This window comes from Pseudomonas sp. AC255 (genome assembly GCF_979258175.1).
The window spans coordinates 2,122,641-2,144,129 of record NZ_OZ409841.1 but is presented as its reverse complement, the minus strand read 5'-3'; the positions used below and the strand labels follow the sequence as shown (position 1 = coordinate 2,144,129).

Sequence of the window (21,489 nt, the reverse complement as noted above, 5' to 3'; positions counted from 1 at the left end):
ACTGGCGCCGCATAACCATCAGGCAATCACGATCCCGTCGCTGTTGAGGCTCCCCAGCGCCACCCCCACCAACGTCACCGAATCCCCGCCAAATGTCAGCACGGTATCCTGCCCGACCGCCGAGGCATGGGCGCGCAAATCATCCCCCGGCAACACACCCTGTACGCCGAGAAACACCAGTTTGTCATCGGCCGTATAGCCAACGACCCGATCCTGGCCGAACGCGCCGTGGAACAGAAACGTATCCGCCCCGCCGCCCGATTCCAGCAGGTCATTGCCAGCGCCGCCGACAAACACATCATTGCCCGCGCCGCCGAGCAAATGATCATTGCCCTCAAGGCCAAACAGCCAGTCACCGCCCGCATGCGCCTTGAGCGTGTCATTGGCAGCCGTGCCTTTCATGCTCGACTCATAAGCGGTGAGGTTGCTGCCGACTTTCAGCCCCGTGGCCGTGACGCTGTGCAACACGTCGTCCTTGAACACGCCCCAGAGAAAACCCGGCTCTTTGCTGACAATGCTGCCGATGTCGCGGGTAATGCTGATCCCGCCGTTGGCATCGCGGATGTACAGGTTGCCGGCGCCGTCATTGGCGAAATCAAAGTTCTTCACCGTCTGCTGCAAGTCGAGCGTGTTGTTGCCCTGCCCACCCAGAATGACGTTGTAGCCGCCGTTGTCGCGGAAGCTGTCGTTGCCGGCGCCGCCCTCCAGATAGTCGTTGCCGCTGCCGCCCTGGATCAGGTCATTGCCGTCACTGCCAATAATGAACGTGCTGCCCTTGTGGGTTTCGGCGTTACGGTTGAGGTCCTGTACCCAAGTGTTGGCCCGCGCCGCGTCGGAGAGGTTGGCGACGATGATCGTCGAGTCGCGGCTGGTCAGGTCGTAGAACTTCGACTCCAGCACGCGCGTCATGCCGTCGCCGTAGCCAGTGGGCAGGTGCGAAATCCAGGTCGGGATATTCAGGATCGAATACGGCAGCACGTTCCAGGCGTTCGAGGCGTAGTGATCGTTGAAGCTGACGAGGTTGTCGGTGGTGGATGTGTGCGGCGCATCGTGCACACCCACCGAGGCACTGCTGAAGGTCGAACCGTCGAGGGCGCGAAACACCGGGTCGTTTTCGTAGCCGATATTCAGCACCTTGTCGGTGCTGCTTTGCGTCGGCGAGGCGTAGGCGATGTAGTTGGAATCGGCGAAGAAACCGCCCCACTTGCCAGCGCTCAAGTCAGCCATGCTGTTCACCGCCAGGCCGCCAAGGCTATGACCGCTGACCAGCACGTCCTTGCCGCTGAGGCCGTTGGCCCGGGCGAATAGGACAACATCGTTGAGCAGATTGCCGAAAGCTTCGCCGACGTAGTTTTTTGCGTAATCGGCCGGGCCGAACGCTGCGAGCAGATCGTTGATCACGTCGCCAATCGAATCACCAATGAGGATTTCGCGCGGGCCGCTGGTGCCGCGAAAGGCGATACCCAGTTCGGTGAGGTGACCCTGGGCATCGTACTTGCCGAGGATTTCCACTTGCGCGCTGGTGTAGCCAGCCTTCTCGCCGAAGAACGTCCCGCGTGCATCGGTCTTGCCGTCGTAGCCCAATTGCGCAGCGGTGATGGGCGTCCAGCCGGCCTTTTTCACGGCATCGAGGGCGAGTTTTTCCGAGTCGGGATTCCACGGGATACCGGGGATCACCCCTTGCGAATCGGTGCCGCCAATCAGTGCGGTGACCAGTGTCGCCGGCAGGCCAAGGCCGAAGCCGTTGTGCTGATAACCGGCGGCGAAGCCGTTATCGAGGTTGTGATAGGAATACAGCGTGATCGCCATGGCATCACTGAACAGCGCCTTGGAATCGGCTGTGCCGAAGTTTTTGTAGTCGTATACACCCATTGCCATTGCCTCTCTTGTTGTTGGAATTGTCAGAGATAGCTCACAGCCAGAGCGCGGGGCTCTGGAGCATTCGTTACATCTTGCACATCCTCTGTAGGAGCTGCCGAAGGCTGCTATCTTGTGGGACGCAGAGCGTCCCCGACTGCATTCCCACGCAGAGCGTGGGAACGATCAATTTCATGCGTACCCCGTACCTGTGGGAGCGAGCCTGCTCGCGAAGGCGGCAGCACATTCAACATCACGATCGCCTGACCCACCGTTTTCGCGAGCAAGCTCGCTCCCACACTGAGATCTCCTGCACCTTCGGAATCAGGCAAAGACGAAACTCGAGTCCGTCAGGTCAGTCACGCCGACGCCAATCAGCGTCACGGCAAAATCGCCGACCTTCAGCACGGTATCAGCGCCGGACTGCGCGGCATGCTGCTTGTAGTCATAACCCTGTCCCGCGCCCGCGACGCCCATGAACAGCAGTTTGTCGCTGCCTTGATAACCATTGATCGCATCGAAACCGAACGCGCCGCTGAACAGGAAGGTGTTGCCGCCACCCACCGCCGTCATCACGTCGTTGCCGGCGCCACCCACGAAAGTCACCTGCGACTTGTCACTGATCAGTTGATCATCGCCACCAAGCCCGAACAGCCAGTCGCCATCGGCCGTGGCATGCAAGGCATTGCCGTAGCCATCACCGCTGAGCGAATGGTTGTACTGGGTCAGTTCGCTGCCGTTGCTCAGGCCCTTGGCGGTGACGCCCCAGGTGATCTCCTTGCTGCCCCACCACGAACCGGCCTCTTTACTGACCAGCGCGCCGATGTCACGGGTCAGGCTGATGCCGCCGTAGGCGTCGCGCACGTACAGCGTGCCGTCGCCGTCGTTAGCGAAGCTGAAGTTCTGCAACGGTTTCTGCAGTTCGAAGGTGTTATGGCCCTGCCCGCCAAAAATGACGTTGTAGCCGCCGTCATCACGGAAACGATCGTCGCCGCCCAGCCCTTCAAGAAAGTCGTTACCCGCCCCGCCCTTGAGCCAGTCGCTGCTCTGCGTGCCGATGATGAAGGTGCTGCCGCTGTGCGGTTCGCCGCTGCGGCCCAGGTCCTCGACCCAGGTCTTGCTCCGCGATGCCTCTTCGAGATTGGCAACGATGATTGTCGAGTCGCGCTCGGTCAGGTTGTAGAACGCCGAATCGATCACCCGATTCAAGCCATCGGCGTAGCCCAGTGAACTGTGCGCCGACCAGTTCAGCGGGTTGGCGATGCTGAACGGCACCAGGTTCTGCGCCGTGGAAGCGTAGTTGTCGGTGAAATTGACCAGGTTGTCAGTGGTCGATTCGTGGGGCTTGTCGTGCTTGCCCATCGACGCCGTGCTGAACGTGGTGCCATCGAGTACGCGAAACACCGGATCATTTTCGAAACCGATGTTGAGCACCTGGGGGCCGGTGCTGCTCTGGGTCGGCGAGGCGAAGGCGATGTAATTGGCATCCTTGTAGAAGCCGCCCCAGTTGTCCGCGCTCAATTCAGCAACGCTATTAACCCCAAGCCCGCCGAGGCTGTGGCCGCTGATCAGCACATCCTTGGCATCGACACCGTTGGCGATCGCGAAAGCGGCGACGGCCTTGAGCAGATTGTCGAACGCGTTTTTCGCGTAATTGCTCGCGTAATCCGACGGCCCGACCGCCGCGAGCAGATTGTTTTTCAGATCACCGAAAGTGTCGCTGTAACCCAGCCCGCCGGTGCCGCGAAAGGCAATGCCAAGGCCGATCAACTTGCCAGCAGCGTCATACTTGCCGAGCACTTCCGCCTCGGCGCTGGTGAAGCCATCCTGTTCCCCGAAGAACGTGCCTTGCACGCCGACCTTGCCCTGATAGCCCAGCGTCGTCGCGGCGACCGGTGCCCACGCCGTGGCCGGCAATGGTTTGCCGGTGGGCGTGTAGGCATACAGCGTCAGTGCGATGGCGTCGCTGTACACCCCTTTGCCATCGGCATTTTTGTAATCGAACAATCCCATGTGCAGCGCTCCTTTTCCTTGAAAAACCGGCAGCCCAGAAGCGCTGCCGGTTACGCCTCAGAACTGCCAGTCGAGGGTCAGACCGACGCCGTGATCTTTTTCGTTCGAACCGATCAGGCCGTTGTAGTCAAGGTTGACCCGCACGTCGCGATTGAGCGCCAGCCCGGCGCGCACTCCGACCACAGCAGCGTCACGATCCATCGACACGCTCTGCACGGTGAACGCGCTGTTGCCGTTGGCGAAGGCCAGATGGCTGTCGGCATCGACGCTGCTCAGGTTGTGCTGCCAGCCGAGGCTGGCGCCCAGTTCCAGCTGATGCTTGTCCGACACAGCGAAGCTGCGCTTGGCTCGCACGCCGAGGGTCGACAGCACCACGTCGCGGTTGTCTTCACCACCCTTGAGCGCGGCAGCGTCACCCTTCTCGGTGAAGCTGTCGGTGTTGAGGTGCACGTAGGACAGATTGGCGAACGGCTCCAGGTTCATCGGTTGCAGGCCCAGATCGTATGCGGCCTCGGTGAACACTTGCGCGGTGGTCGCGTCACGTTTGGTTTTCTGTTTGCCGCTGACGTCGCCGAACTGCAGATCACGTTTGACGTCGATGCGATGCCAGCTGTAGGCGCCGCCGACGGTCAGGCGCAACGCGTCGATTTCATGGCCCAGATACGCACCCAAGTGGTAGCTGTCGACCGACGCCGACGAATGCGTGCCGCTGCCCATGCTCAACGAACTGTCGCTGTAACCGGTGACGAAACCGAGACGGGTATCTTCAGCAATCAGACCGTCGACACCAGCCAGCAGCCCACCGATGGAGCTATTGGAATCGGCATTGTCGTGTCCGCCGTCACTCTCGCCCCACGAGCCGAGGACCTTGACCCAGACGTTGCTGCGCTCATCAGTCGGCGCATCGGCGTTGAACAGATCACGCTCACGCAGGCGCTCGCCGACGGCTTCGCGCAGGTAGCGGCTGTCGTTGATCAGCAGCGTGCCGATGGCCGGGTGAATCTCGCCGGACAACTGTTGAAAGGCCTGCTGCGCCGACGCCGCGTTGGGCGACAGCAACAGGGTTTCGAACAGCGCATTGCCCGCCCCCAGACGTTCGGCGGCGGCACCGACGGCGCGCTGGTTCGGCGTCAGACCGACGCTGGCGAACGATGCCTCATTGCGTCCCACCGCCAGCTGAATGCCGCCCGCCGAGTAATCCAGGGTGCCGCCAAGGAAGGCGTAATTCGGCAAGACCTGACCGAAGCGCCCTTCAATGCCACCCGCCGCTTGCAGAATGTTGTAGCGAGTGCCAAGCAGGCTTTGCACTTCGCCGGTGCTGAGCAAGGTCGGGCTGTTTTCCAGCGACAGGCTCACCGTGGCGCCGTCGATGATGGCTTTGCCGCCCGCAACGATCTGATCGCTGTTGGTTGGCGACAGCTCTACGGCGTAGGTCGAACCCGGCGCGAAGGTCACGTCACCGGCGACGTTCAGGGTGCCGATGGAGTTGCCCGGCGCCACCGTACCGCCGCTGTTCACTGCCAGCGCGCCGATGCGGCCATTGCCGCCGAGGATGCCGCCATTGTTGACGGTGACCGCCGATTGCAGCGAACCGTTGATGGCCAGTCGACCCTGATTGACCAGGGTCGGGCCGCTGTAAGGGTTATTGCCGGTCAGCACCAAAGTGCCGATGCCTTGCTTGGTCAGACCGCCGTGGCCGCCGATGTCGTTGCGCCAGGTGTCGAGGCCGCACGTGATGTCGCTGCACACGCGTTCGGTGGGTTTGCCCTGATCGATGATCGCACCGATGCCCGGCAAGTCAGCGACAAACTGGCCGGAACCGTAAGCGCCCTGCACGCGGAATTCCTCGGGAATGTCCTGCTCGGTCACGAACATCGCCGGGCCATCGATGGCCTTGCGCAGGTTGATCATGCCCCAACCGTACAAGGCGTCGATGCCCGGCGCACCGAGGTCGGTCGCAGTGGTGCGCAACACGCTGGCGACCTGGTCGCCGCTCATGTACGGAAAACGCTCCATCAGTACGGCAATGGAACCAGCGACATGCGGCGCCGCCATCGAGGTGCCGTTGTAATTGGCGTAGCTGGTGGTCAGGTTGCCGGCGTTGGTGCCTTCGATGATCGAGCTATAAATCTTGGTGCCCGGCGCCGAGACGCAGTAACTCGCCGTATAGCCGCAGCGCGAGGAGAACGTGCTGATCACGTACGGATTGGCGCTGGCGGTGTCCGGGTTCTGCTGCAACGCGGCGACGGTGATCCAGTTCGGCGCGATGTCCGGGACGAAATAACCCAGGCCGGCAATGGCGTCGGGATTGTTCAGGTTGTAATCGTTGCCGGCGGCAAAGATGGTCACGATGCCGCTGCGAGCCGCGGCGATGGCGCCGTCGTAAGCGCCGCCGGGTTTGGTGCCGAGCAGCGTACGGATTTCGTTGAATTGCAATTGCGCGTCGTTGACGGTGAAGTGCGGATACGCCGGATCGCGGCCGCCGAGGTCGAAGCGGTCGGTGATGCCGATGCCCCAGCTGTTGTTGATGATCCGCGCCCCGCTGGCGATCAGCGCATCCCAACCGGCCTTGTACACCGCGCCGTCGTTGCCGCGCACGATGCCGTCTTCCGGGCCTGGGTCGCCGTTATCGGCGCTGATGATCTGCGCACCGAATGCAACACCGTGCATCACCCCGCCGTCGCGACTGCCCGCCGCGATGCCGCCGACGTGCGTGCCATGGGCGCCGAGCTTGCCGTTGGAGCCGACCGAGGGTGAACCGTCATAGAGGAACGCATCGCCGGCCTTTACCGGGATGTAAGGGTCGGTGTATTCGCGAATGCCGCTGGTGACCAGGGTGACGACTTTGTTGCTGCCGGAGAACTCCGGATGTGCGGCGTAGACCGGCTGATCGAAGATGCCCAGCTTCACGCCTTTGCCGGTGTAGCCGGCGGCGTAGGCGTAATCCGCGCCGATCGCACCCAAGCCCCAGTCAGCCTTGAATTCATTGCTGCGCCAGCTCGACGGATCGCCGCTGCGGCCGTTTTCAACGTAAGGCGCTGCCTGTGCTATCGCACTGGCACAGAGCATGGCGACTGTCAGGGTTTTCAGGGCAAAGCGGCCACCCGATTGCGCGGGGGTATTGTTGTTATCCATCCACGACCTTCCTTAGTGATGTTGCGAAAAATCCGGTTGCCTTGATCGTTCCCACGCTCCGCGTGGGAATGCAGCCCGGACGCTCCGCGTCCCATTGGAACGCGGAGCGTCCCTGGAGGCGTTCCCACGCAGAGCGTGGGGACGATCAATTCCCTTGCTGCACGTGGGAACGATCAGGTTTTGCGACTGCTGCGCAGTCGAGCGGGGATAAATCCCCTCGCCACGGTGACTCACACACATGCAATCAGAACTGCCAGTTCAGGCTCAGGCCAACGCCATGCAGCTGCTCGCGGCTGGCCAGTTGGCCGTTGTAATCGAGGTTGACCCGCACGTCCTTGCTCAAGGCCAGACTGGCCTGCACGCCGACCAGTGCGGCATCGCGTACCAGCGCCGAGCTCTCCACGGAATACGGCGTGCCGCCGCTGGCAAAACGCAAATGCTGTTCTGATTCGATATCGCTGAGGCTGTGCTGCCAGCCGAGACGGGCGCTGACGTCCAGCGCTTGCTGGCTGGAAAGGTTGAAGGTTTTGCTCGCCCGCACGCCCAGAGTGCTCAGCGCCACATCGCGCTGATCGCCCGAGCTTTTCAGCGCAGCGGCATCGCCCTTTTCGGTAAAGCCTTCGGTCTCCAGATGCAGGTAGGTCAGGTTGGCGAACGGTTCCAGCGCCAACGGTTGCAGCTGCAAGCGATACGCCGCTTCGCCGAAGACTTGGGTGGTGGTCGCGTCAACTTTGGCTTTCTGCTTGGCGCTGACCTCGTCGTATTGCAGATCGCGCGTCACATCGCCGCGATGCCAGCTGTAGGCCGCGCCAGTGCTCAAGCGCCAGGCGCCGAGGTCGTGTGCGGCGTAAGTGCCGAGGTGATAGCTGTCGACTTTCGCCGAAGAATGCGTGCCCGAGCCCATGTTCAACGAGCTGTCGCTATAACCGGTGACCAGACCGATGCGGGTCTGCTCGTCCAGCGCGCCGTCGACCCCCGCCAGCAGGCCGCCGATCGAGGTGTTGTAGCCGGCCGTGTCGTGGCCCGAATCGGTACTGCCCCAGGCGCCGAGTGCTTTGATCCAGCCATTGCTGCGTGTCGCCGATTCATCGTGCAGCCGCTCGCCAACCGCATCACGCAACTGGCGGCTGTCGTTGATCAGCATTGTCCCCAGCGCGGGATAAATCTCGCCGCTCAGTTGCTGGAAGGCCTGCTGGGCCGAGGCCTGAGTCGGTGCACGAAGCACGCTTTCGTAAACCGAATTGCCGGCGCCCAGACCTTCAACTGCAGCGGCCACCGAGCGCTGGTTCGGCGTTTGCCCGACGCTGGCGAAGCTGGTGGCATTGCGCTGGATATTCAGCTGGATGCCGCTTGCGGCGTAGTCGAGGGCGCCGCCGATGAACAGGTAGTTCGGCACCACCGCAGCGAACTGTCCCTGCACGCCGCCGGCCGCTTGCAGGATGTTGTACTGGCGACCGAGCAGGCTTTGCGCTTCGGCGCTGCTGAGCAAGGTCGGCCTGTTTTCCAGCGCCAGGCTGACGCTGGCGCCGCTGACGGTTGCCGTGCCACCGGCAACGATGCGGTCACTGCTTGTGGGCGATAGCTCGACGGCGTAAGTCGAGCCCGGGGCGAGTGTCACATCACCGGCGACGTTCAAGGTGCCGATGGAATTGCCCGGTGCGACACGGCCGCCGCTGTTGGCGGTCAACGCGCCGATGCGTCCTGAGCCGCCGAGGGTGCCGCTGTTGTTGACGGTGACCGCTGAGGTCAGCGAACCGTTCACGGTCAGCAGACCGCCGTTGACGGTGGTCGGGCCGCGATAGGTGTTAGCGCCACTGAGCAGCAATTGCCCGGCGCCGGACTTGATCAGGCTGCCCTCATACACCCGGTTTGCCGCTGCCGCATCACGCAACATGCCGACCGCGTAATCGGTCTGGTCCTGCTGACTTGCGCCGGCCGGGACACCGCTCTGCCAGCCTTTGTCCTGCAGGGTTTGCTGCCAGGCGCTGTGCTCGGCGAGGTCTTCGTTTTGACGCTGGAGCAGCGCGTTGTCGGAGATGTCGTTGCTCCAGACATCGCGCTGCCCTGCCCCCAGATTCGCGTCGAACGCACCGAGCAATTGTCCCGGCCCGCGCATCGCCCGATTGAGATTGGCGACGCCCCAACCGACGCGCTCGTTCGGTGCGTCTGTGACCGCGCCATCGAGCTGGGTGGCGGTGGTCAGCAGCACCTCGAGCGCCTGCTGGTTGGTCATGTACGGATAACGCTCCATCACCAGCGCCAGGGCGCCGGTCGCGTGCGGCGCCGCCATCGAGGTACCGGACTTGATCGCATAACCGCCACCGGGAATGGTGCTGTCGATCTTCGCCCCCGGTGTGGTGATGCACCAGTATTTGGCGATGCCGCACTGGTTGTATTTCTGCTGATTGCTCTGATCGAGCCCGGACACCGCCAGCCAGTGACCTTCCAGATCCGGCTGAAAGTACGGCAGCGCCGAACGTACGCTGGCATTCGGGTAGCCGCTGTTGCCGGCGCTGAAGACATTGATCACGCCGCGCCGGGAAACATCGGCAGCGGCGTCGAGCCAAGTGCCCTTGTTCCAGTGCTGCGCGTAGGCGGCGTGCAGATCCGCGAGAGTGCGGTAACTGACATCCGGCGGCTGACTGCCCCAACTGTTGTTGATCGCTCGAACCCCGGCATCGGCGAGGCTGTCGTAGACCGCTTTGAAATAACGCGGATCAGGGCCGGGGCCGAAGAGGAAACTGTCGTTCTTGTTGGTGTTGCCGACGTAGATTTGCGCGTTGTACGCCACCCCGTGCATGCCGCTGCCATCACGGGCGGCGCCCATGGTGCCGACCACGTGGGTGCCGTGGGAATCGTTGTTCGGGTTGAGCGTGCCGTCGACGTTGAACGCTGAGCCATCGACGTAGCTGCCGCTGGCGGTTACCGGGTGATAACGGTCGGCGGAGAATTCGGGATGGGCGGCATCGAAACCGGAATCGAGCGCGCCGATTTTCACGCCCTTGCCGGTGATGCCGGCTGCGTAGGCCTGATCGGCCTGCATGCGTTCCAGGCCCCAGTCGCGCAGGAACTCGGCGCTGCGCCAACTGGCCGGATTGCCGGGCTGGCCGGGTTCCAGGTATTGCGCCTGCGTTGCCGAGGTCACCAGCAATAGCGTGCCGAGCGAAATCGGCTTGATGCGTACGTCCATGGTCATCATTCTCGTTTTTGTTGTTTTGTTCAGGGCTGATAGCGATGTCGCCCGTTCCCCTCACCCCAGCCCTCTCCCAAAGGGAGAGGGAGCCGACCGTGTTGTCTTCAGTTATTCAGCGACCTGGAAAACCAGTCGATTACGGATTCAGCACAGCTCGTTCAAATCGGTGCATCTCGCCAACCTTCCCGGATCGGTCCCCTCACCCCAGCCCTCTCCCAAAGGGGGAGGGAGCCGACCGTGTTGTCTTCAGTTATTCAGCGACCTGGAAAACCAGTCGATTACGGATTCAGCACAGCTCGTTCAAGTCGGTGCATCTCGCCAATCTCCCCGGATCGGTCCCCTCTCCCTCTGGGAGAGGGTTAGGGTGAGGGCTGTTGCGCGACCACAAATGCTTCGTCCACCCGCGCCAGATCCTGTTCGTTCAAAGTCCCGGCGTAGTAATGCAATTTGGTCCAGGCCATGAGGTAGTCGTAGCGTGCCTGGGCCAGGTCGCGGCGGGTGGTGAACAGTTGCTGCTCGGCATTCAACGCATCGAGATTGGTGCGTTCGCCGCCCAGAATGCTTTGTCGGGTCGAGACCACCAGCGCCTCGGCCGACTTCAAGGCCTTCTGATAAGCACGCAATTTGCTCACTCCGGACAGGCACGCGCTGAACTGTCGGCGCAGTTCGATCAGGGTTTCGCGGGTTTTGCCATCCAGTTCGTATTCGGCCTGTTCCATGGTGCGGCTGGCCTGGCGCGTCGAGGCCGACACCCCGCCGCCGGCGTACAGCGGCACGCTGAGTTCCAGGCCGATGGTGTTGGTTTCGTAGCGCTGGTTATAGGTGTTGCCGCTTTCCGACTCGTTGTCGCGCATCGAGGCATAGGCGCTTACTTTCGGCAGATGCCCGGCGCGGTTGCGTTCGACTTCATAGCGCGCCACTTCCACGGCCTGACGCTGCGAAGCGAGGTTCGGGTTGTTGCTGATCGCCAGTTCATGCCAAGTGTCGAAGTTGGCCGGTTGCAGCGTGAAGGTCTGGAATTGCTGACCAAGCGGCGCCAGATCACCGATATCCACCGCCGGCACGCCGACCAGCGCCCCGAGCTCACGCAAGGCGGCATCCTGCTCGTTGCGCGCTTCGATCTCCTCGGCAGTCGCCAGCTCATAGCGCGACTCGGCTTCGAGAATATCGGTGCGCGTGCCCTCGCCCTGCTTGAACATGTGTTCGTTCTGCTGGAACTGTTGCTCGTAGGCCTTCTTCTTCGCCTGGGCGATGTCGATCTGGTCCTGGGCGAACAAGGCTTTGGTGTAGTTGTCCAGCACGCGCACCAACAGTTCCTGACTCTTGCCGCGAAACGCTTCGTCGGCGAACAACGACTGCGCCACGCCTTTGCGATACGCCGCGTAAGCTTCGTAATCGAGCAGCGGTTGCTGCACCGTCAGCGCCGAGCCGTAACTGTTGTAGTTGCGCTCATCGGTGCGGTTGCGCGCACGATCATCCAGAGACGTCGCCTTGGACGAGTTGCGGCCCTTGTTGTAGGTGTAGCCGATCCGTGGCAGCAGCCCGGCGCGGCCAATCGCGCGGTTTTCCAGGCCAGCATCGCGTTCCTTGATTGCACCGAGAAACACCGGATCGTTGCGCAATGCCTGTTCGTAAATCTCGAATGGCCCCATGGCCGCGACTGCCGAGTGACTCGCGAGCAGCGTCATTGCGGCCCCCAGCATGCAAAGCTTTTTCATACAGCCGAACATCCTTATTCCTCGGTCAACGCAGAACCGGCGCGATCGAGCAGCGGTTTGAACAAATAGTTGAGGAGTGAACGCTCACCGGTGCGCACGAACATTTCCGCCGGCATGCCGGGCTTGATCACCAGACCGTTGAGCTTTTCCATGGCCTGATCGCTGACGCTGCTGCGCAACACGTAATACGGCACGCCGGTTTTCTCATCGACCATCTGGTCAGCGGAGATCAGGCTGACTGCGCCGGGCACGCGCGGGGTTTTGCTCTGGTTGAAGGCGGTAAACAGAATGTCCACCGGCAAATGCGTGCCGACCTTGTCGATCAGGTTGATCGGCAAGTGCCCCTCTACTTCCAGGGTGGTGCCTTGCGGAACGATCTCCAGCAGGGTTTCGCCCTGACGCACCACAGCGCCTTCGGTGTGCACGCCGAGGTTGACTGCCACGCCATCGGCGGTGGCGAGGATCTCGCTGTGTTGCAGGTCGAAACCGGCGGAGGTCAATTGCTCGGACAGGGTTACGCTTTTCAACTGCGCATCGGCCAGTTGCGTGCGCACTTCCTTCTGGTATTCCTCGCCGTGCTGCTGCAACTTCAGGCGCGATTCAAGGATGCCCTGCTCCACACGCCCGCTTTCACCGGTGTTTTCCGCCAATTGCTGCTGCACTTGCGACAGTTGCCGTTGGTAGTCCATCAAGCGGTTGCGCGGGATGTAGCCGTTGTCGGCCAGCGGTTGCAGGTTGCTCAATTGTTGCTGCAAGGAACTGGCCTGGGCATTGAGGTCGCTGCGGGCGCGGCGCATGCCGGCCAGTTGTGCGGTGGCGCCTTCGATATTGGCGCGCAGTGCCGCTTGTTCCCGGGAGAACGCTTCGCGGCGGCTGCTGAACAGTTGCCGCTGGCCTTCCAGCACCAGCGCCAGGCGCGGGTCCGGGTCGTTGCTCAGCTCGGCCGGAAAGGTCACTTGCTTGAGGTTGTCGCGCTCGGCTTGCCAACGCGCGAGGCTGGCCCAAGCCATGCGGTACTGCGCCTGCAGCGATTGCACGTCGGCGGCGACCTGCGTCTGATCAAGGCGGAACAACGGCTGGCCCTGCTTCACGATCTCGCCTTCGCGCACCAGAATCCGGCTGACCACGCCGCTGCTCATCGACTGCACGGCCTTGCGCTTGCCCGAGACCACCACCGTGCCCTGCACCGGAATGCCCTGATCCAGCGGCGCCAGTGCCGCCCAGGTGAAGAAACTGCCAGCGCCGACGATGGCCAGAATCCAGCCCATGCGCGCGAAGAATTTCGCATCACGCTCCGGGCGCTCGGTGAGGTAGGCGTGTTCCATATTCGCTTCGTTTTCAGTGTTCATGCTGGCGCTGCTCATACACCCGAATTCCTTGTCGAGGGCTGATACTGCCGGCTCATGCTGAGCCCGCCCGGTGTTTGTGCGGCTTTTTCACGTTGCTGTTCGTGCTGGCCGGAAAGTGCCTTGAGCACGTCCTGACTCGGGCCGAACGCCTGCAAGCGGCCATCGTTGAGCACGAGCAATTTGTCAGCCTGAGCCAGCACCGAAGAACGGTGCGTGACCAGAATCACCGTGGTGCCCTGAGCCTTGAGTTGCGCAATGGCGCTGGCCAGTGCGGCTTCGCCGACGGTGTCGAGGTTGGAATTGGGTTCATCGAGCACCACCAGACTCGGCGTGCCGTACAGCGCGCGGGCCAGGGCCACGCGTTGCTTCTGGCCTCCGGACAAGCCGCTGCCGTCCTCGCCCAGTTGCGTGTCGTAACCTTGCGGCAGGCGCAGGATCATCTCGTGGACACCGGCCTGTTGCGCGGCGGTGACGACTTTTTGCGGGTCGGCTTCGCTGAAGCGCGCGATGTTCTCCGCGATGCTGCCGCTGAACAACTCGATGTCTTGCGGCAAATAACCAATGTATGGGCCGAGCTGATCACGGTTCCAGCGGTGGATATCAGCGCCGTCGAGGCGCACCGTGCCGCCCAGAACCGGCCACACGCCGACCAGCACTCGAGCCAGCGTCGACTTGCCGGAACCAGACGCGCCGAGCACGCCGAGCACTTCGCCAGCACTCAGATTGAAATTGACCATGTGCAAAGTGGCCGCTCGCTGCCCCGGCGGGCCGGCGCTGACTTGTTCGAAGCTGATCTGGCCTTTCGGTGCCGGCAGTGCCATCGCCTCGTCGCTAGGCGGGAACGCCTGCAACAACGCATCAAGGCGCCGGTAAGCCAGCTTCGCCCCACTCCACTGCTTCCAAACGGCGATCAACTGATCGATCGGGCTCAGTACGCGCCCCATCAGGATCGAACCGGCGATCATCATCCCCGCAGTCATGTCGCCCTTGATCACCAGCAACGCGCCCAGGCCCAGCACCAGGGATTGCAGGCATAGACGCAAGGTCTTGCTCAGCGAACTGATCACCGCGCCGGTGTCGCTGGCCTGGTTCTGCAAGCCGAGAAAGCGCGAATGCACCCCGAACCAGCGCTTGCGCAGCGAGCCGAGCATGCCCATCGCCTGAATGGTTTCGGCGTTGTGTAAGTGGCTGGTAGCCAACTGACTCGACTGCTGGGAAAAGCCGGCGGCTTCGCCCAGCGGTTTTTTGGTCATGTATTCGTTGAGGCAGGCCAGTGCGATCAGCAGCAACGCGCCTGCCGTGGCCAGCACGCCAAGCCAGACGTTGAACAGGTAAATGACAAACAGATAGACCGGAAACCACGGCGCATCGAAGAAGGCGAACAGCGCCGGTCCGGTGACGAACTGGCGAATGTGGGTCAGGTCGCCCAGCGACTGCCCGGCGTTACCCTCACCCTTGAACAGGTTGCGCTCGAACGCGGCTTGATAGACGCGGAGGTTGAAACGACGCTCCAACTGGCTGCCGATGCGGATGACGATAAAGCTGCGGATCACTTCCAGCAGGCCGATGAAGGCGAAGAACCCGACCACCATCAACGACAGCATCGCCAGAGTGGTTTCGTTCTGTGACGACAGCACCCGGTCGTAAACTTGCAGCATGTAGATCGACGGAACCAGCATCAGCACGTTGATCAACGCAGTGAAACAACCGACGCTGATCAGAATGCTTTTATAGTCGCCCAATGCCTTGATTAACGGAGCGGCCGGAGACTTCGCCATCTTCATTGATTCTTCCTGAGTTCATAGTCTCGTCGGTGCGGACGAGCATTCCATTGATATTTCGCGTACCTGCCAAAGATCATTTGCAAGTAGTGCTTACAATTTCATAACAAGTTGATCGGCTTCGCGGTTATAACGCTCAGTTATTGCAGTACATCAACTTCGCGCAACTACCCAGCCACCGCTTAGTGCCCGACGCGTTCGAGCAAGATAAGCAATTGCGAACTCAACCTGCTTGCGTAAGAGCCATCCCCCGGCGGCTGAAAAAGGCGATTTTCGAACCCTCCTTGCCAGTGATGGCAATGCCATCGGGTTCTGGAAACCAACCAATCGGGGCTTCGCTCAACCATGCGCCCAGACAATCGGCGCCCTCGCCCAAGGTCTTGTTTGGCGCAAGATCGACAACGCATGTGTTCGACGGCTTGTCTTGCAACGACCGCGTTTCGGGTGTGTCGTTGTGACCGGTCAATGTGGCCTGCCAGCGCCCGGCGAATGCCGAGGGTTCTTCGAGTCTGAGGCTGCTTGCCATGCTTGTCGCTCCGGTCATCATCAGCGTGACTGCCATCAGCCATGCCATCGTCGTGTCAGTTAAAACGTATCGAGTCATAGGAAATTTCACTTCCGCTCGTAGCCTTGCTCGGGGATCAGGCCGATGCAAGCGAAGAAAGCGACGCACGAGGCGCCGCTTTCCTTTCACATCACGCCACGATGTCGCTGGTCGCAGCCTGGCCCACGGTGCTGACGATGAAGTCAGCCACGCCATGCCCGGAGAAATCCACCGACAACAGGCTATTGCCGCCCGACGAGGTCAACACTGCGTCGCCGGCCGAACCGGTGAAGCTGTTGACGAAGTGCAGGCCCGCACCGTTGGTGATGCCGGTCAGGTCGATTTTGTCCAGACCGCTGACGAAATCGAGGATCTGATCGATCGCACCCGGCTTGGAGTCCGAGCTGGCGGCGAACACGAAAGTGTCCGAACCGGCGCCGCCCCACAGCTTGTCGGCACCGCCAGCGCCGTACAGGATGTCGTTACCGGCACCGCCCTTCAGCTCGTTGGCCACGCTGTTGCCGATCAACAGATCGCTGCCGGAACCGCCAATCGCGTTCTCGATGACCGCGCCCTTGGCGATCGACACGTTACCGACCATGCCGCCAACGTCGGAGAACGAAGCGCTGTTGAGGTTGATCTTCTGGTTCTGGGTGAAACCGGAGAAATCCAGGGTGTCCTTGCCGCCGGCATCCCAGACCGAGAACACCACTTTGTCGCTCGACGACGACGCGCTGAGGAAATCGCGGCCGGTATTGGAGTTGAAGCCGTAGGTGGTGTCGCCGGTGCGGGTGGTGGTGTTGGCGCCGTAGAGTTTCTGGATGGCTGCGATGTCGTCCATCAGCGGGCCGGACGAATAGGCTTCGACGCCGCCCTTGCTGAAGTTCTGGTTGGTGTTGCTCTCGCTCCAGTAACTCATGACGCTGTAGCCACGGGTGTCCTGGCCGTAGGTCGCGTCGTTGTAGGTCGGGTTGCCGTTGCCGGCGTTGTAGTCGCCAGGGTGAGCAAGGCCCAGGGTATGGCCGATTTCGTGGGTCAGGGTCTGACGACCGTAGTTGTTCAGATCCGGGTTCTTGTTCTGCGTGTAACCGCTGTTGATCAAGTACCACGAGGTGCCGTCATAACCGGCGCCGGTCCCCGGCAGATAGGCAAACGCCGCAGCGCCATCCTGGCCACCGCTGTAATTACCGAAGGTCATGTGCCCGTCGCCGCCCGAGGCTCTCTCGGTGAAAGTGACATTGGCCACATCGGCCCAGGACTGCATGGCGAGCTTGGCCTGCGCCTGTTGCTGCGCGCTGAACTGACTGAACCCGGTGATCCCGTGCTTGTTCATCGTGCTGTTCGAGGCCGAGGTCAGGAACGTATAGGTGAGTTCGATCTTGCCGCTGCTGTCCTTGTCCTGATAGGCAGCGCCGTCACGCAGCAATTGCGTAGCCGCCTGGTCGACGGAGTACGAGGGTTTGCCATTGACCGTGAGGTTGCCGCCACGGTCATACTGATGGCTGAAGCTATTGATCTGGTTGTACGCCGAGCTGAAGGCAGCCAGCTGGAAAGCCTGTTCGGCGGAATCAACAGCATTGGTTTTAACTTTCGACATAAACACACTTCCTTGTTTAGCAATGGAACAGTTTTTGTCCGACAGGACGATCTTTGGCGAGATCGTCCTATCACTCGCCCAATGAAGGCGTAACGAACCTGACACAATTGGAAATCTGTCGTAAAGGATTTTTTTGCGATCCAATTTGGTGGTATCAGGAAACTGCCGTAAACAAAGCGTGCGGGGAGGAAATATTGTTTTTAGTTGTAGCGAGGGCGCAAATTGTCTGACGATTTTCTATTTAAATATTAAATATCGGTAAGTTTGGATTTGTTGGGCAAGTCACACTTTCGGCCAATGGTGCCAGTGATTTGATATCAACTCTACGACGTCATTCGGACTGTAGGAGCTGACGAGTGCAACGAGGCTGCGATCTTTTGACTTTGACCTTTTGAAGATCAAGATCAAGAGATCGCAGCCTCGTTACACTCGTCAGCTCCTACAGAGGACGGAGGTTCAGCTACCGGTACGAATCTTGTTCCAGACCCGCGTCCGGATCCGGTCGATATTCAGCGGCATCGCTTCCAGCGCAAACAGCTTGCCCATCATTTCCGCGCTCGGGTAAACCTTGGTGTCGTTCTTGATCGCCGGATCGATGAGCGTGTCCGCCTGTTCGTTGCCATTGGCGTAGTGCACGTAGTTGGTGATGCCGGCCATGACATCGGGGCGCAGCAGGTAGTTCATGAAGGCGTAGCCGGCCTTTTCGTCCGGTGCGTCGGCGGGCATGGCGACCATGTCGAACCAGATGGCCGCGCCTTCCTTGGGAATCGCATAACCGATCTCGACGCCGTTCTTGGCCTCCTTGGCGCGGTTCTCCGCTTGCAGGATGTCGCCGGAAAAGCCGACTGCTACGCAGATGTCGCCGTTGGCCAGGTCACTGGTGTACTTCGAGGAATGGAAGTAGCTGACGTAGGGCCGCACTTTCATCAGCAAAGCTTCGGCTTTTTTGTAGTCTTCGGGATTCTTGCTGTGGTGCGGCAGGCCGAGGTAGTTAAGTGCCGCCGGGAGCAGTTCCGGGCCGTTATCGAGGATCGCCACGCCGCACTTTTGCAGTTTTTCCATGTATTCGGGTTTGAAGATCAGATCCCAGGAATCCACCGGCGCGTCGTCGCCCAGCACCGCTTTGACCTTGGCGATGTTGTAGCCGATGCCGGTGCTGCCCCACAGATAAGGGAAACCGTGCTCGTTGTTCGGGTCGTTGGTCTGCAAGGCTTTGAGCAGTGCCGGGTTGAGGTTCTTCCAGTTCGGCAACTGACTCTTGTCGAGTTTCTTCAGCGCCCCACCCTGAATCTGCCGCGCCATGAAGTGGTTCGACGGGAAGACCACGTCGTAACCGGATTTGCCGGTCATCAATTTGCCGTCGAGGGTTTCGTTGCTGTCGTAGACGTCGTAGGTGACGCCGATGCCCGTGTCTTTCTGGAAATTCTTCGTGGTGTCCGGGGCGATGTAGTCGGACCAGTTGTAGACCTTGACCGTCTCGGCCGCGTGACTGACGGAAGCGGCCAGCAGCAGCGGCGCCAATGCGAGGGTTTTCTGGATCATGGGGCGATTCCTGTATGGGCTTTTTTTGTTGGCAGGCAATCAAAGGATCGAACAATCAGAAAATCAGCACGTAGCTCTTGCGCACGGTTTCCTGGATATCCCAGATCCCGAGCGTGTTGGCTGGCAACATCAGTGCGTCGCCGCCTTGTATGTGCAGGGTTTCGCCGCCACCGTCGGGGGTGAAGGTGCAGCGCCCGGAAATGAAATGGCAGAACTCCTGCGCGGTGATCTGCCGCCGCCAGCGGCCCGGGGTGCATTCCCAGACGCCGGTTTCAACGCCGTCATCGCGCTCGACGCTGGTGGTCGAGGCAATTGCGACGGGCTCGCCGAGGGGCACGGCGACCGGGCTGGATTCATCGAGCTCCAGCGTGGCGGTGTTCTTGAATTGGGTGATGCTCATGGCGTGACCTGTTTATTGAGGGAAACGGCGTTTAGTGCATGAAACCTTCCATGAACCCGGCGACTTGGCTGGCGAGCTTGCGCCGCCAGGGCGCAGTCGCCGGATTGGCCAGCGTCTGGTCTTCATGCACGAAACTTTTGATGATCGCGTTGTAGCCGAGCCAGCGGCATGGCTCTGGCTCCCAGGCACGCAGCGCGTGAATGCCACCGTCGGGCAGGACCCACGGTTGTTGGGTCAGCTCGCTGTCGCGCTCGAGAATCAGATCGGCCAGGGTGCGCCCGCCAAGGTTGCTGGCGCCGACGCCCTCGCCGCCGTAACCGCCCGATAGCGCGATGCCGTTGGCGCGGTCGCAGAGCATGTGCGGTTTGAAATGCCGCGACATGCCGAGGTTGCCGCCCCAGGCGTGGGTGATCTGCACATTTTTCAGCTGCGGGAACAGTTCGCCGAACAGATAGCGGCGCAACTCGACTTCATCGCGAGTGAGGTTGAAGTCATGGCGAAGCTTGCCGGCGAACTGATAACCGCCACGGGCGCCGAAAATCAGGCGGTTGTCGGCACTGCGCTGGCCATAGGTGACCTGACGGCTGAATTCACTGAAGGCCTGGCCGCGATTGAGGCCGATTTCGTCCCAGGTCGCGGCGGACAGCGGCTCGGTGGCGACAATCAGACTTTGCACCGGCAACTGATAACGGCCCAGCGGCGGCAACGTCACCGAATAGCCTTCCACGGCCGGGACGATCCAGCGGCTGCGTACGCTGGCCTTGGCCGTGCGCAAACTGCCGGATTGCCAGTGGGTAACCGGGCTGTTTTCGTAGATTTTCACGCCCATGTTCTGCACGGTACGCGCCAGGCCACGGACCAGTTTCGCTGGGTGAATGGTCGCGACATGGGGGGCGAAGATGCCGCCGTAGGGCTTGGCCACGCGGATCTGCTGGGCCAGTTGCTCGGGACTCAGCCAGCGGTAATCGTCGTCAGTCAGGCCTTGGGCATGCAGCTTGTTCAGGTAATCGCGCAGAACGGTTTCCTGCTCTGGGTAGCGCGCAGCACAATAAAGCACCCCGCCCTTGCGGTAATCGCAGTCGATGCCTTCGCGTTCAACGACGATCTCTACTTCATCAGGAATGCTGTGCAGCAGATCAAACGACGCCCGCCGTTGCTGCGGCGATAAGCCTGCGAGCAAGCGATCCTCACCCAGCAAGTTACCCATCAGCCAGCCGCCATTGCGTCCGGACGCACCGAACCCGGCGGTTTGCGCCTCGATGATGGCGATATCCAGGCCGGGCGCCTGTTTTTTCAGGTAGTACGCCGTCCACAGTCCGGTGTAACCGGCGCCGATGATCGCCACGTCGACATCTAGATCCCGCTCAAGCGCAGGGCGCGCCAGCAGCGGTTCATCGAGCTGATCCATCCACAAACTGATCGTGCGCCACGCCGACATGCCAGACTCCGCCACTGAAAACCTTCGATGGCGTCGATCCTAGTGGCTGCCTTCAGTGGATGTCTTGCGCGCGTGCCCGCAGAGAAATTTGTTTGGCGTAGGCCTTGGGCGACTGGCCGGTGTGCTCTCGAAAGCATTTGTAAAACGCCGACAGCGAATTGAAACCGGCGGCAAACGCCAGCTCGTCGACGCGCAATGGCGGTGCGGCGCTGTCCAGTGCACGCAGCAAATGCTGCAGGCGCGCCTGGTTGACGTAGCGATAAAAGCTTTGCCCGAGTACCTGATTGAGCAGATAGGAAATCTGATTGCGGCTGTACCCGCACTCCTTCGCCACCCTTTGCAGGTCAAGCTCAGGGTCCAGATAGGGCTGCTGCTTTTCGAAATACTGCTGCAGGTCTTCGGCCATGAAGCTCAGTTGGCGCGGTGACAGACCGAGACGACTGACCGCCGGACGGCTCGGTGCCGAACTGCCGTCGGTTTGGGTACGCACCAGCGAGGCGTATTCATTGACGCGCCATATCAGGCCGTCCTTGACCGTGATCGCTTCGCTGGAACGGAACGACACCAAACCATCGCCGCCACGCAAGGTCACTTCGTACTGAATGAACGCGGTATTGCCATCCACCCGAATGCGGTCGCAATGCTCGAGCAGTTCGTCGGATTCTCGCGGCATGCTCACGCGCACGTAGTCGCGCAACTCATTAAGACCGAGTACACGGTTCTGAAAGAAATCGCTGTACTGGATATCGGCGTGATAAAGCGCCATGACGCTGTCCAGATCCCGGTGTTTCCAGCTCAGGTGATAGCGCATGACCGTGGCGGCCGTGGCCTGGGTCTGTTCTGGGCCGTCGTCATCGGCGTGCATAAGCGGCTCGGCGAAAAAGAACCGAGCTTGCCCAACTTCGTCTGCCGCTTCAATGAA

13 protein-coding genes are annotated in these 21,489 nt (G+C 61.2%); all 13 read right to left on the bottom strand.

The window, feature by feature from the left end; genetic code table 11:
* Positions 1–18: 18 nt before the first annotated feature.
* Positions 19–1,872, bottom strand: a complete 1,854-nt coding sequence (locus tag ACZZ0K_RS09865) for a polyurethane esterase (protein WP_258708206.1) — start codon at positions 1,870–1,872, stop codon at positions 19–21.
* Positions 1,873–2,181: 309 nt separating this feature from the next.
* Positions 2,182–3,870, bottom strand: coding sequence for a polyurethane esterase (locus tag ACZZ0K_RS09860; RefSeq protein WP_258706744.1), 1,689 nt, complete (start codon positions 3,868–3,870; stop codon positions 2,182–2,184).
* A 57-nt stretch (positions 3,871–3,927) separates the two neighbouring features.
* Complete coding sequence (locus ACZZ0K_RS09855) at positions 3,928–7,005, bottom strand: autotransporter domain-containing protein (protein ID WP_463559086.1); 3,078 nt, start codon at positions 7,003–7,005, stop codon at positions 3,928–3,930.
* A gap of 244 nt (positions 7,006–7,249) precedes the next feature.
* Positions 7,250–10,195 (bottom strand): autotransporter serine peptidase EprS, encoded by a 2,946-nt coding sequence (eprS, locus tag ACZZ0K_RS09850; RefSeq protein ID WP_374046274.1) that lies wholly within the window; start codon positions 10,193–10,195, stop codon positions 7,250–7,252.
* 362 nt (positions 10,196–10,557) lie between these two features.
* A complete protein-coding gene (locus tag ACZZ0K_RS09845) occupies positions 10,558–11,928 on the bottom strand; it encodes a TolC family outer membrane protein (RefSeq protein WP_258706747.1) in 1,371 nt (456 codons plus the stop codon).
* Positions 11,929–11,930: 2 nt separating this feature from the next.
* Positions 11,931–13,280, bottom strand: a complete 1,350-nt coding sequence (locus ACZZ0K_RS09840) for an HlyD family type I secretion periplasmic adaptor subunit (protein ID WP_041480285.1) — start codon at positions 13,278–13,280, stop codon at positions 11,931–11,933.
* Positions 13,277–15,049: a type I secretion system permease/ATPase gene (locus tag ACZZ0K_RS09835; protein ID WP_252867671.1), complete on the bottom strand. Its 1,773-nt coding sequence runs from the start codon at positions 15,047–15,049 to the stop codon at positions 13,277–13,279. The genes ACZZ0K_RS09840 and ACZZ0K_RS09835 overlap by 4 nt, the downstream gene beginning before the upstream one ends.
* A gap of 220 nt (positions 15,050–15,269) precedes the next feature.
* Positions 15,270–15,620: an AprI/Inh family metalloprotease inhibitor gene (locus ACZZ0K_RS09830; protein WP_463559085.1), complete on the bottom strand. Its 351-nt coding sequence runs from the start codon at positions 15,618–15,620 to the stop codon at positions 15,270–15,272.
* Positions 15,621–15,741: 121 nt separating this feature from the next.
* On the bottom strand, positions 15,742–17,187 hold the full coding sequence (locus ACZZ0K_RS09825) for a serralysin family metalloprotease (protein WP_095180087.1): 1,446 nt from the start codon (positions 17,185–17,187) through the stop codon (positions 15,742–15,744).
* 456 nt (positions 17,188–17,643) lie between these two features.
* Positions 17,644–18,729: a polyamine ABC transporter substrate-binding protein gene (locus ACZZ0K_RS09820; protein WP_150740902.1), complete on the bottom strand. Its 1,086-nt coding sequence runs from the start codon at positions 18,727–18,729 to the stop codon at positions 17,644–17,646.
* Positions 18,730–18,784: 55 nt separating this feature from the next.
* A complete protein-coding gene (locus tag ACZZ0K_RS09815; RefSeq protein ID WP_041480281.1) occupies positions 18,785–19,129 on the bottom strand; it encodes a cupin domain-containing protein in 345 nt (114 codons plus the stop codon).
* A 31-nt stretch (positions 19,130–19,160) separates the two neighbouring features.
* Complete coding sequence (locus tag ACZZ0K_RS09810) at positions 19,161–20,567, bottom strand: NAD(P)/FAD-dependent oxidoreductase (protein ID WP_056789827.1); 1,407 nt, start codon at positions 20,565–20,567, stop codon at positions 19,161–19,163.
* A 52-nt stretch (positions 20,568–20,619) separates the two neighbouring features.
* Positions 20,620–21,432, bottom strand: a complete 813-nt coding sequence (locus ACZZ0K_RS09805; RefSeq protein WP_150740904.1) for a helix-turn-helix domain-containing protein — start codon at positions 21,430–21,432, stop codon at positions 20,620–20,622.
* Between the last annotated feature and the right edge of the window lie 57 nt (positions 21,433–21,489).

Coding starts and splice junctions, on each gene's coding strand:
- ACZZ0K_RS09865 (WP_258708206.1), bottom strand. CDS start 1,872: ATGGGTGTATACGACTACAAAAACTTCGGCACAGCCGATTCCAAGGCG.
- ACZZ0K_RS09860 (WP_258706744.1), bottom strand. CDS start 3,870: ATGGGATTGTTCGATTACAAAAATGCCGATGGCAAAGGGGTGTACAGC.
- ACZZ0K_RS09855 (WP_463559086.1), bottom strand. CDS start 7,005: ATGGATAACAACAATACCCCCGCGCAATCGGGTGGCCGCTTTGCCCTG.
- eprS (WP_374046274.1), bottom strand. CDS start 10,195: ATGGACGTACGCATCAAGCCGATTTCGCTCGGCACGCTATTGCTGGTG.
- ACZZ0K_RS09845 (WP_258706747.1), bottom strand. CDS start 11,928: ATGTTCGGCTGTATGAAAAAGCTTTGCATGCTGGGGGCCGCAATGACG.
- ACZZ0K_RS09840 (WP_041480285.1), bottom strand. CDS start 13,280: ATGAGCAGCGCCAGCATGAACACTGAAAACGAAGCGAATATGGAACAC.
- ACZZ0K_RS09835 (WP_252867671.1), bottom strand. CDS start 15,049: ATGAAGATGGCGAAGTCTCCGGCCGCTCCGTTAATCAAGGCATTGGGC.
- ACZZ0K_RS09830 (WP_463559085.1), bottom strand. CDS start 15,620: ATGGCATGGCTGATGGCAGTCACGCTGATGATGACCGGAGCGACAAGC.
- ACZZ0K_RS09825 (WP_095180087.1), bottom strand. CDS start 17,187: ATGTCGAAAGTTAAAACCAATGCTGTTGATTCCGCCGAACAGGCTTTC.
- ACZZ0K_RS09820 (WP_150740902.1), bottom strand. CDS start 18,729: ATGATCCAGAAAACCCTCGCATTGGCGCCGCTGCTGCTGGCCGCTTCC.
- ACZZ0K_RS09815 (WP_041480281.1), bottom strand. CDS start 19,129: ATGAGCATCACCCAATTCAAGAACACCGCCACGCTGGAGCTCGATGAA.
- ACZZ0K_RS09810 (WP_056789827.1), bottom strand. CDS start 20,567: ATGTCGGCGTGGCGCACGATCAGTTTGTGGATGGATCAGCTCGATGAA.
- ACZZ0K_RS09805 (WP_150740904.1), bottom strand. CDS start 21,432: ATGCACGCCGATGACGACGGCCCAGAACAGACCCAGGCCACGGCCGCC.